10 protein-coding genes are annotated in these 11,403 nt (G+C 70.5%); 6 read left to right on the top strand and 4 right to left on the bottom strand.

Annotated elements, in window-relative coordinates; all coding sequences use genetic code 11:
- Positions 1–129 precede the first annotated feature (129 nt).
- The 4 genes from ACFFQA_RS10305 (at position 130) to ACFFQA_RS10290 (ending at position 4,765) form a co-directional block, all read left to right on the top strand.
- Positions 130–1,386 (top strand): glycosyltransferase, encoded by a 1,257-nt coding sequence (locus tag ACFFQA_RS10305; protein ID WP_377851530.1) that lies wholly within the window; start codon positions 130–132, stop codon positions 1,384–1,386.
- A gap of 14 nt (positions 1,387–1,400) precedes the next feature.
- Positions 1,401–2,696: a cytochrome P450 gene (locus ACFFQA_RS10300; protein WP_377851529.1), complete on the top strand. Its 1,296-nt coding sequence runs from the start codon at positions 1,401–1,403 to the stop codon at positions 2,694–2,696.
- Positions 2,697–2,765: 69 nt separating this feature from the next.
- Positions 2,766–3,428 (top strand): response regulator transcription factor, encoded by a 663-nt coding sequence (locus ACFFQA_RS10295; RefSeq protein WP_377851528.1) that lies wholly within the window; start codon positions 2,766–2,768, stop codon positions 3,426–3,428.
- Positions 3,428–4,765, top strand: a complete 1,338-nt coding sequence (locus ACFFQA_RS10290; RefSeq protein WP_377851527.1) for a HAMP domain-containing sensor histidine kinase — start codon at positions 3,428–3,430, stop codon at positions 4,763–4,765. The genes ACFFQA_RS10295 and ACFFQA_RS10290 overlap by 1 nt, the downstream gene beginning before the upstream one ends.
- On the opposite strand, the gene ACFFQA_RS10285 is transcribed toward ACFFQA_RS10290, so the two are convergent.
- Positions 4,716–5,252, bottom strand: coding sequence for an SgcJ/EcaC family oxidoreductase (locus ACFFQA_RS10285; RefSeq protein ID WP_377851526.1), 537 nt, complete (start codon positions 5,250–5,252; stop codon positions 4,716–4,718). The genes ACFFQA_RS10290 and ACFFQA_RS10285 overlap by 50 nt on opposite strands.
- A 236-nt stretch (positions 5,253–5,488) precedes the next feature.
- Here ACFFQA_RS10285 and ACFFQA_RS10280 point away from each other — a divergent pair, with 236 nt between their 5' ends.
- Positions 5,489–6,400, top strand: coding sequence for a trypsin-like serine peptidase (locus ACFFQA_RS10280; protein ID WP_377851525.1), 912 nt, complete (start codon positions 5,489–5,491; stop codon positions 6,398–6,400).
- 33 nt (positions 6,401–6,433) lie between these two features.
- On the opposite strand, the gene ACFFQA_RS10275 is transcribed toward ACFFQA_RS10280, so the two are convergent.
- Entirely contained in the window at positions 6,434–7,177 is a 744-nt protein-coding gene (locus ACFFQA_RS10275) for an SDR family oxidoreductase (RefSeq protein ID WP_377851524.1), read from the bottom strand.
- Between the two features lie 101 nt (positions 7,178–7,278).
- On the opposite strand from ACFFQA_RS10275, the gene ACFFQA_RS10270 reads away from it, so the two are divergent.
- Entirely contained in the window at positions 7,279–8,115 is an 837-nt protein-coding gene (locus tag ACFFQA_RS10270) for a helix-turn-helix transcriptional regulator (RefSeq protein ID WP_377851523.1), read from the top strand.
- 632 nt (positions 8,116–8,747) lie between these two features.
- On the opposite strand, the gene ACFFQA_RS10265 is transcribed toward ACFFQA_RS10270, so the two are convergent.
- A complete protein-coding gene (locus tag ACFFQA_RS10265; protein WP_377851522.1) occupies positions 8,748–10,400 on the bottom strand; it encodes a glutamate--tRNA ligase in 1,653 nt (550 codons plus the stop codon).
- A 586-nt stretch (positions 10,401–10,986) separates the two neighbouring features.
- Positions 10,987–11,379 (bottom strand): DUF6223 family protein, encoded by a 393-nt coding sequence (locus ACFFQA_RS10260; protein ID WP_377851521.1) that lies wholly within the window; start codon positions 11,377–11,379, stop codon positions 10,987–10,989.
- Positions 11,380–11,403: the final 24 nt, after the last annotated feature.

The following is an 11,403-nucleotide window of genomic DNA, read 5'->3' as shown; positions in this document are numbered from 1 at the left end:
GCTTCGGTGTCCGGCGGGTCATCATTTTTGCGGGGATCATCCAGTGGCGGTGTCTGAAAGTGTTCGAATCTGTTTGGCCGCCCCCTTGGTTCCTGTTGTGGGCGCTTTCGGAATGGCACCATCCGCGTTATGCGAATTCTGATCCTCGCCGTGGGCTCCCAGGGGGACGTCGCCCCGTACACCGGGCTCGGCGCGCGGCTGCGCGAGGCGGGGCACGGTGTCGCGGTCGCCGCGGCCGAGCGGTTCGCGCCGCAGGTCCTGGCCGCCGGGCTGGAGTTCCGCGTGCTGCCCGGCGACCCCAGGAGCGCCGCGGCGACGGAGAAGGGCAGGCGCTGGCAGGGCGGGGCGGGTGGCGCGATGAGCATCGGCCGCTACCTGAGCATGCTCGCCGAGGAGTCGCGCGAGCTCAACGACGGCATGCTCGCCGCGGCGCGGCAGGGCGCGGACCTGCTGCTGCTGTCCGGTTCGGCGTTGCTGGGCTACCAGATCGCCGAGGGGATGGGCATCCCGAGCATGGGGGTCTTCCTCCAGTCGATCCTGCCGACCGGTGCGGTCCCGCCGCTGGCGACGGCGGGCAGGTCCCTCGGCAGGCTGGGCAACCGCGCCGTCTCGGAGCTGACCGGCGTCGCCATCGGCCGCCTGTTCGACGCCACCACCACCGAGCTGCGCCGGAAGGTCGGGCTGCCGCCGAAGCGGCCCGCCGAGCTGCGCCGCGAGTGGGCCGAGCGGCGATGGCCGGTGCTGCACGGGTTCAGCCCGTCGGTGGTGCCGCGCCCCTCGGACTGGCGGGAAGGAATGGAGGTCACCGGGTTCTGGTGGCCGCACGTGGACCCCGCGTGGACTCCGCCGCGGCGGCTCACCGACTTCCTCGCCGCGGGCCCGCCGCCGGTGTACGTCGGCTTCGGCAGCCGCAACCCAGGGGACTCCGCACGCCTCAACGAGGTCGTCCGCACCGCGCTGCGCATGGCAGGGGTGCGCGGCGTCGTCCAGGCAGGCTGGGCCGATCTGTCCATTGAGGACAGTGATGTGATCACGATCGGGGAAGCGCCGCACGAGTGGCTGTTCCCGAGGACGGCCGCTGTCGTGCACCACTGCGGCGCGGGCACGACGGCGGCAGGACTGCGCGCGGGGGTGCCGACCGTCGGCGTCCCGGTGATCACCGATCAGCCGTTCTGGGCCGCGCGGGTCGCTTCGCTCGGTGCGGGCCCCAAGCCGGTGCCGTACCGCAAGCTCACCGCGCGGCGGCTGGCGGAGGCGATCCGGCTGGCCCTCGCCGAGCCCGCCCACGGCCGCCGAGCACGGGAGCTGGCCGGGCGGATCGCGGTCGAGGACGGGGCCGGGCGGGCGCTGGCCGCGATCGACCGGCTGCCCGCGCGCACCACCTGACCGAGAGGACCTCCATGGGACTGGCAAGGGAACTGCGGCTCGGCGCGAAGATGCTGGGGATGCGCGCGACCGTCCGCGCGCTGGCCGCGACGGGCGACCCGGTGGCGAAGGTGCTCGGCCTGCGAGCGCTCGACGACCCCTATCCGCTCTACGAAAGGATTCGCGAGCGCGGAGACCTCAGCAGACACCCCTTGGGGCTGTACCTGACTGCGAAGCACTCCGTGGTCAGCTCGGTGCTGCGCGACTCCCGCTTCCGCGTCGAGCCCGCCGTCGACCACGTCGGAGTGGACTGGAACGTCCACCCCGGCGACGAGACACGACTGCGGCACCCGATGGAGCACTCGCTGCTGACCATGAACCCACCCCGGCACACCGAGCTGCGCGCGCTCGTCGCGCCGTGGTTCACGCCGAGAGCGTTGCGGGACAGGGAAGAAAGCATCGAGCGGATCGTCGACGAGTTCCTCGACCACGCCGTCTACCGCGCGAGCTTCGACCTCGTCAGCGACTTCGCGGTGCGCGTGCCCACCAAGGTCGTCTGCGACCTGTTCGGCATCCCCGACGACCGGCACGCCGACTTCAGCCGCTGGGGCTCCGTCCTCGCGGGCACCCTCGACGGGATCAGGACCCTCGGCGAACGGCACGCGGTGCGCAGGGCCCTCTCCGAGATGACCGCGTTCTTCGACGACCTGATCCTGTTGCGGCGCAAGCGTCCTGGTGACGACGTGATCAGCGGGTTGGTGCGCGCCGAGCTGGCAGGGGAGCCGCTGCACCGCGACGACGTCGTTGCGCTGGCCGGGCTGCTGTTCGTCGCGGGCTACGAGACGACGGTGAACCTGATCGGCGGCGGCACCCTCAACCTGCTCAACGACCCGGCGCAGAAGCAGCGCATGCTGGACGACCCCTCGACGGCTCGCGGGGTGGTCGAGGAGGTGCTGCGGGTCGAGCCGCCCGTCCAGTTCGCCCTGCGCTTCACCCGCGAACCGCTGTCACTGTGCGGAAAGGAGCTGCCCGCCGACACGCCGGTTGTGCTGCTGCTCGCGGGAGCCAACCGCGACCCGGAGGTCTTCACCGACCCGCACCGCTTCGACGCCGCCCGGCCCAACAGCCGCGAGCACCTGTCGTTCTCCGCGGGCATCCACTTCTGCCTCGGCGCGGGACTGGCGCGGATGGAGGCGGAGATCGCGCTGCGCCGCCTGTTCCAGCGCATCCCAGGGCTGAGCCTCGCCGGTCCGGTCCGCTACAAGCGCACCCGCAACATCCGCGGCATGACCACCATGCCCGTCTCCGCCCGCCTGATCCCAGTGCGGTGACCGCGCCGGCGTTGCGCTCGCTCAACCGGTTGACACGCGTTCCTGGGTTGGCGGTGCGAGGATGCCCCGGTGCGAGTGCTGCTGGTTGAGGACGACGAACCGATCGCCGAGTCGCTGCGTCGTGGCCTGTGCCGCTACGGCTTCGAGGTCGACTGGGTGCGCACCGGCGCGGAGGCGCTGGCGGCGCCCGAGGCGGGGTTGGTGCTGCTCGACCTCGGCCTGCCCGACACCGACGGGCTCGACGTCTGCCGGGAGCTGCGTGCCAGGAGCGAGGTGCCGATCATCGTGATCAGCGCGCGCAGCGACGAGGTGGACCGGGTTGTCGGCCTGGAGATCGGCGCGGACGACTACGTCTCCAAGCCGTTCGGGGTACGGGAGGTGATCGCCCGGATGCGGGCGGTGCTGCGCCGGGTCCGCTCCGCCGAACCGGCCGAGCAGGCGGCCCCTGACCGCTACGGCCTGCTCGCGCTGGACCGCCGCGGCCGCCGGGCCTACCTGGAGGACGCCGAGGTCTTGCTGACGCCCAAGGAGTACGACCTGCTCGCCTTCCTCACCGAGGAGCCGGGGGCGGTGTTCACCAGGGAGCAGATCATGGAAGCGGTCTGGGACGCCAACTGGTTCGGGCCGACCAAGACCCTGGACGTGCACGTCGGCGCGCTGCGACGGAAGTTCCCCGGCGCCCTCACCATCGAGACCGTGCGTGGTGTCGGCTTCCGTCTGGTCGTGTCGTAGTGGTCCGCCAGCTGGTCGCGAGCTACGTCGTGCTCGTCGCCCTGGCCATCATCGGCTTCACCGTGCCCGTCGCCTTCACGCTCACCGACCAGCTGGAGGGCGATCTCGAACTGTCCGTGAGCCGGGAGGCCGACACGGTCGCGCTGTTGCTCGCCGCCGGTGACGAGCCGTCGCGGCAGGCGCTGGACCGGCTCGTGCTGGCGTACGAGCAGCAGACGCCGGGGCGGATCGAGCTGCTGCCCGCCGGATCACCGGAGGCTCGTGCCGGGACGCGTTCCGCGCTGTGGACGCATTCCCCTGTGCTGAACGCGGACGCCCTGGTGCTCGTCGTCCCGGCACGCACCGCCGACGGCGTGGTGGCCGGTGCGGTGCGGGTCAGCTACCCGGCCGCGCCGCTGGAGCGGAGGTTGTGGCAGATCTGGGGGTTCCGGGCGGCGCTGGCGGTCGGGGTGCTGGTCCTGGCGGCCGCGGCGGGGGTGCTCGTCGCGCGGCGGCTGACCCGTCCGCTGCGGGGGCTCACCACGATGGCCGCGCGTTTCGGCGACGGCGACCTCACCGCCCGGTCCACCGAGACCGGCCCACCGGAGACCCGCACACTGGCGCGCACCCTCAACGCCGGGGCACTGCGGATCGGCACCCTGGTCGACGCGCAGCGGGCGTTCGTCGCAGACGCCTCGCACCAGCTGCGCACCCCGCTGACCGCGTTGCGGCTGTCGCTGGACAACATCGCCGACGAGGTGTCCGACGAGCTGACCCGCGAGGACGTGGAGACCGCCACCGCCGAGGTGGTCCGGATGAGCAGGCTGGCCAACGGTCTGCTCGCGCTGGCGAAGGCGGAGGGGCTGGTGGCCGCGCCGGAACCGGTCGGGGTGGCCGAGCTGGTCCGGGGCCGGTTCGAGGTGTGGTCGCCGGTGGCGGCCGAGCGCGCGGTGCGCCTGGTGGCCGAGCCGCTGGAGGAGGGCCTGCGGGTGCTGGCCGGGCCGGGGCACCTTGAGCAGGTGCTGGACAACGTGCTGTCCAACGCCCTTGAGGTCTCCCCGGAGGGCGGCGTGATCACCGTCAGCGCCACCGCCGACGGCGACCGGGTGACCCTGGTGGTGCTCGACCAGGGGCCCGGTCTGTCCGAACAGGAGCGTGCCAGGGCCTTCGACCGGTTCTGGCGCGGTCAGGGGCTGACCGGCCGTGGCGGTTCGGGTCTTGGCCTGGCGATCGTGAAGCAGCTGGTCGCCGACAACGCCGGGAGCGTGCGCCTGGCGGCCGCCCCCGGCGGCGGACTCGCCGTGTGGATCACTCTGAGGCTCGCCCCTTCTCCGGCATCGCCGAGGAGTGGTGGGTGACGATGAGCCACGTGCCGTTGATCTTCTCGTACACGTAGGTGAACCGAGCGTCCACAGTGGTGCCGTCGGCGAAGCCGAAGCGGTAGGTCCCGTTGTTCGCCGCGGTGTTGTTGTCCAGGACGGTGATCGTGGAGCTGAGGATTCGGCCGCTGGGCTTCTTGGGCAGGAAGGTCTCGAAGTAGTCGACGATGGCGCGCCGGTCGGTGCGGACCTCGTTGGAGACGGTGGGTAACAGCACCGCGTTCGGGGCGTAGAGGTCGGCGACGGCATCCGGCCTGCCGGTGGCCAGCGCGGCGTTCCACCGCTCGAACAGCGCGGCGATCTCCTGTCGAACCGGCTTCTTCGCCAGCCCGATCTCGATGCCCACGGTGGTCGCGGCCTGCTGCGGGGTCTGTGCGGCCGCCGTTCCGGCGAACGCGGTGACCGCCGTAGTGGCCAGCAGTGCGGTCATAACCGCCGCGATCCGCATTCCCTTGTGCGTGCTCATCGCCATCTCCTCGCTGCTCGTTCATGGGCTTGACACCACTTTCGAGCGCGCGAGGTAGCACCAGGACAGGGCGAGTACAGCCCTGGGTAAGGGCTTGGCCAAGTTTCGCTCCGTGTCGGTCCGGTCACAGAGGACAGTCCATTAAGGACAGATCATCCGTTGGGCAACGAGAGCAACTCACGTCCGGGGTGGCGCGTCTCGTAGATATGTCACGTTCTTCTGTGGACCGTCGACGCGTGAGGTCCTGGCTGGTGCCCGCGCTGTTGGCTGCCGTGGTGGTCGGTGCGGCTGCACCTGCTCACGCCGCCGCACCCGCGACCGACACCCTCGTCACGGATATCAACTCGTCTGATCGCGCCGCCGCGCTGGACTACTGGACCCCGGAGCGGATGAGCCGGACCGGAGCCGACCCCACCGAGCGTCCCGAAAGAGTGGCGAGCCCGTGGGCGGGACAAGCCCCGAAGGGCGTCGGGCGGCTGTTCGTCACCCAGGAGCCGGGTAGACAGGCGCCGACCAACGACTCCTGGTGCACGGCCACGGCCGTGCGCAGCGGGAACAAGGACGTCGCGGTCACCGCCGCTCACTGCGTCTGGCCGGGACAGACCCGCGCCGGTGAGCAGATCCAGGTGAAGAACCTGGTGTTCGTTCCGGGCTATGCCAACGGAAACCGCCCGCACGGCGTGTACGCGGCTCGGGCTTTCCTGCTGCCCAAGTCCTACACCGAGCACAGCTCGCCCGATGTCGCCATGGTGGTCTTCGACCAGGCCAACGGCACGCACCTCACCGACGCGGCGGGGTCGCAGCGGATCACCTTCGACCGGACCGCGGCGGGAAGGACCGCCATGTTCGGCTACCCGGGATCCAAGCTGGCACACGGGGAATCGCTGCTGTGGTGCGATCTCGACGCCACGTACAAGCCTCCGACGGAGGAGTGGACCACTCTCTGCGACATGGCCAGTGGCGCGAGCGGTGGTCCCTGGTTCGCGGACTTCGACGCCCGCACCGGCACCGGCACGATCTTCTCCGTCACCAGCAGGGGGACGGTGCGGGTGGACGAGGAGACCGGCGATCTCATGACCGCCGACCTCTCCGGCCCGAAGCTGGACGCCGTGGCCCGTTCCCTCCACGAGCAGGCCCAGGAGCGCTGAGGAGCCTGGCCCTGGTGGTCGCTCCCGCGCTGTTCAGCGTTGACGGGACGGGCGCACGACGATCTCGTTCACGTCGACGTCGGCGGGCTGGCCGATGGCGTAGGAGACGGCTCCGGCGATGGCGTCCGGCTCGATCGCGTGCGCCCGGAAGGTGCGCATCGCCTCGGCCGCCCCGTGTTCGGTGATGGAGTTCGCGAGCTCGGAGGTGACCACCCCCGGGGAGACGGTGGTGACCCGGATCGAGGGATCGGACTCCTGGCGCAGTCCTTCGGTGATCGCCCAGGCGGCGTACTTGGTGCCGGAGTACACGGCGCTGGTCGGCACGACCTGGTGGGCCCCGACGCTCGCGATCGTGACGAAGTGGCCCGAGCCCTGCGCGGTGAAGTGCGGCAGGGCCGCGGCGATCCCGTGCAGCAGGCCGCGGACGTTCACATCGATCATCCGGTCCCACTCCTCGACCAGCAGGGAGTCCAGTCGCGACAGCGGCATGACACCGGCGTTGTTGACGAGAACGTCGACACGCCCGGTCCGGTCCCGCGCGAGCTTGACGAAGGCGTCGACGTCCGCCCGGTCCGTCACGTCGAGCCGCACCGGGTGGAAGCTGCCACCGGACCGGGCGGCCGCGTCCGCGGTGCGCTCGGCGAGCGCTTGTAGCCGGTCGGTCCGGCGAGCACCCGCGACCACGTGGTGTCCTTCGTGGACCAAGCGGGCGGCGACGGCCTCACCGATCCCGCTGCTGGCGCCGGTGACGAGCACGACCTTGTGTTGGTTCAGCATGTCCACCACGGTGGCCGTGCGGGATGCGCCGCGGGAGGGCGCTGTCTTCCTGGGAGTGCCACACCCAGGAAGTACGCGGGATCGCGGCCTACGCTGCTGGTATGGCACGGTCGGAACTCGGCGTCTACCTCAGCACCCGGCGCGCGAAGGTCAGCCCGGACGAGGTGAACCTCCCCAGCACGGGGCACCGCCGGGTCCCGGGCCTGCGGCGCGAGGAGGTGGCCCTGCTGGCCGGGGTCAGCGTGGACTACTACGTCCGCCTCGAACAGGGCCGTGAACGCAGGCCCTCCGCGCAGGTGGTCGACGCGCTGGCCGTCGCCCTCCGCCTTGACGAGGACAGTCGCCAGCACGTGTTCCGCCTGGCGGGGCTCAGCCCACGAGCCCGGGTCGCGGCGGTGAGCGACCGCGTCGACCCGAGCCTGCTGGAGCTCATGGCCGCGTGGCCGAACAACCCGGCCATCGTCTACAACCGGGCCTTCGACGTGTTGGCGTCCAACGCGATCGCGGACGCGCTCTTCCACGATTGGGCCCACTCGGACAACCTGATGCACGTCGTGTTCACCGACCCGGCCGCGCGCACGTTCTACCGCGACTGGCACGACGTCGCACGCAACTCGGTCGCCGGTTTCCGGCTCGGCTACGGCAAGGCTCCCGACGACCCGCGGGTACGACAGGTGCTCGCGGAACTGCTCGACGAGAGCCCCGAGTTCGCTCAGCTGTGGACCAGCCACGACGCTCGCGGCAAGGCGCTCGAACGCAAGCGTTTCGACCACAGCGGCGTCGGACCGTTGACGCTGACCATGCAGACCTTCGACGTCCGGTCGAGCCCGGGCCAGGAGCTCGTGGTCTACCACGCCGAGCCCGCGTCGCCGAGCAGCGAGGCCCTTGCGTTGCTCGGATCGCTCGCCGCCACATCACGTCAGGCGTCGCTCGGGTAGCCGGGGTGTTCGTTGAAGGTGTTGTGCCGCTGGCCACCGATCCGACGGCCTCCCGCGCGGCGCGCGCGAGGTGGCGCCGCTCCCGTGCCCGGTGTGCGCGTGACTTGCCTGGCGTGGTCGGTGTTTTCGCGTTTTGTAGGCTTAATGCGCGAAAGAGCGCTCTCATTTCGCGTTAAGCCTACAAAACGCGATATGAGGGGGGCGCGTGGGTGAAGGCGCCAAGAGGGTGGGTGGTGTTACCACGCGCAGGACACCCATCCGCCAGTCGCGTTTTCAACCTCACAGGTCAGGACACCTGGGCAGCGGATCTCCCGTGCGGCGCGCGTGAGGTGGCGCCGCTCCCGTGCCCGGTGTGCGCGTGGCCTGGCTGGCGTGGTCGGTGTTTTCGCGTTTTGTAGGCTTAATGCGCGATAGAGCGCTCTCATTTCGCATGAAGGTGACAAAACGCGAAATGAGGGGGCGCGTGGGTGAAGGCGCCAAAGGGGTGAGGTGGTGCTACCCCGTGCAGGACACGACCTCGTCGGTGTGGCGGGTCAGTGCTCCGGCGTGGGGGTAGTCGCCGATGGCACCTCCCGGGGCTGCCGGGAGGTGCCATCACCAGCGAGATGTGGTCAGGGCTGCGCGGACTGCTCTCAGGCGGTCAGCGGAGCGATGCGGCGCAGGGTTTCCTCCTGGCCGAGTGCCCGGGTGATGGCGTGCAGGTCCGGGCTCTTGGTGGAGCCGGTGATCGCGATTCGAATGATCTGCGAGGCTTCGCGGATCGACCCGGGGTAGGCGTCGGGGTTCTTCTTGTACTCCTTGGCGTTGCGGGCGAAGCCGTGCTTGGCGGCGAGCTCGCGGATCTGGCCGAACCACTCCTGGCCGTCGTCGAGGTGCTGGTAGTGCTCCACGAAGTCCTGTGCCAGGGCCCGGACCACGGTGGCCTCGACACCGAGGTCGGTGATGCGGGGGTCGTCCACCCCGGTGACGGCCTCGTGCAGCTGGGGGAAGAAGAACCCGTAGGCGGCGCGGAACTCGCTCCACTTCCGCAGGTCCTTGCGCGGGTTCTCCACGCCGTCGCGCTCCACCGCCAGCGCCCGCAACGCGAGGTCGGGTTCGGCGTCGAGCACCTCGCGCACCTCGGGGTCGAACTGCGCCGCCCACTCGGTCATCGCGTCGATGATCTCGCTGCCCGACAGGGAGGCGATGTGGTCGGCGGAGATGTCATCGAGCTTGACCAGGTCGACCAAAGCTCCCGCGACACCGCAGTTGGACAGCTGGATGGGCTCGGCCAGCGCCTGCTCCAGCGGCAGCTCGGCCAGTCGTGCGTTGGCCAGGCCCCGCAGGTAGTACAGCACCGCCTTCGCCGGGTATCCCGCCTCGATGTAGAAGTCGACGCCGGCCTCGGGGTCCTTGCGCTTGGACAGCTTCCGCTTGCTGCCGCCCTCCTGCTTCATCAGCGGCGCGATGTGCGCGTAGGTGACGGGGGAGAAGCCGAGCGCGTCGAACAACTGCTGGTGCACCGGCACCGAGGAGATCCACTCGTCACCGCGGATGACCAGGTTGACGCGCATCAGGTGGTCGTCGACAGCGTGGGCGAAGTGGTACGTGGGGAGCCGGGGGCTCTGCTCGGAGCTCTTGAGGATGACCACGTCGTTGCGGTTGGCCTCGGCCTCGATCTCGCCGCGGATCGCGTCAGTGAACCTGGTCCGCGCGTTGCTGACCTCCGGCGCCCGGAACCGCACCACGTACGGCGTCCCGGCGTCGAGCTTGGCCTGGACGTCGTCGGGACCGGCGTCGCGCCACAGCGACCAGCGGCCGTAGTAGCCGGGCGGCAGCTTCTGCGCCTGCTGCCGCTTGGTGATCTCCGCCAGCTCGTCCTTCGTGGCGAAGTCGAGGTAGGCGCGGTCCTGGCGCAGCAGCTCGCGGACGTAGGTGAGGTAGATCCGCTCGCGGGCGGACTGCTGGTAGGGACCGTAGTCGCCGCCCTTGTCGATGTCCTCGTCGGAGGCGAGACCGAAGTAGGTGAAGGCGCGGCCGAACTGCTCCAGGGCCCCGGCGACCTCCCGGGACTGGTCGGTGTCCTCGATCCGCACCAGGTAACGGCCACCGGAGCGCTGTGCCAGGTCCTGGTCGATGGTGGCGACGTAGATGCCGCCGATGTGCACGAACCCCGTCGGGGAGGGACCGAAGCGGGTGACCAGGGCGCCGTCGGGCAGAGGTCGAGCTGGGTACTGCTGCTCCCAGTAGTCCGGTTCGGGGAGGTCTGCGGGGAACAGGGCGTCGATGACCGCTCGGTCCAGCATCGAGGTCGGGTCTCCTGGCGTCGTACAGCACGAATCTGCTTGCGGTGGTTGGCGCTCACACCGTAACGGAGGCGGGAGTCCGTCCGCGGGTGAGCTGTCGACAGCCTAGGTCGTGTCCCGGACGTGGTAGCACCACCTCACCACCCCTTGGCGCCTTCACCCACGCGCCCCCCTCATTTCGCGTTTTGTCACCTTCATGCGAAATGAGAGCGCTCTTTCGCGCATTAAGCCTACAAAACGCGAAAACACCGACCACGCCAGCGGGGCCACGGGCGCACGGGGCACGCGCGCACGGACCACGGGGGCACGGGACCACGCCAGCGGGCGCACGGGCGCACGGGCCACGCGCGCACGGACCACGCCAGCGGGGCCACGGGGGCACGGGGGCACGGGGGCACGGGGGTGGCGCGTCATGTCGGGGAATCGGGAGGGCTTGCAGGACAGGCGCTAGTCGCACAGGTCAGGGGAGCCGCGATGAATCAGCGACGGACCACTCCGGCACCTCCCGCGGGGCGTCCTTGCGCAGGCCGACATGCGGCCACGTGTGAACTCACGAAGGACCAAGTAGACGCCGATACCCGACTCGCTATCGGCGGGATCGGGCCAGTGCCAGCGCGCCGAGGATCATGGCGACCAGCCCGACCACCAGGGCCACGAAGCCCCCGACTATTCCGTAGCCGGTGCCGGGACCACCGTTGGCGGCGGCCACGACCAGCCCGCCGGTGGCCGCGCCTGCCAGCCCCGCCACCAGGGCCACGATGGCTCCCCTTCGGCTGGCGGATCGGGCCAGTGCCAGTCCGCCGATGACCACGCCGGCCAGCCCCAGCAGGGCGGCCACCAAGGACCAGAGACGCCCGGCGGTCAAGGAGTAAGCGCTGACAGTGGCCGACTGGATCGAGACATCCGCGGCCGCCGGTGCGGCTAGCGCGAACACCGCCAGCAGGGAGGCTGCGGTGGCAAGCAGGTGACGGCCGGACATGGGGTGCTCCTTCTGCTCCTACGA

The sequence above is a fragment of the Allokutzneria oryzae genome, from assembly GCF_042429765.1.
In the GTDB taxonomy this organism is placed as follows: domain Bacteria; phylum Actinomycetota; class Actinomycetes; order Mycobacteriales; family Pseudonocardiaceae; genus Allokutzneria; species Allokutzneria oryzae.
The sequence above is the reverse complement of the archived record's forward strand: the minus strand, read 5'-3'. Positions and strand labels throughout refer to the sequence as shown.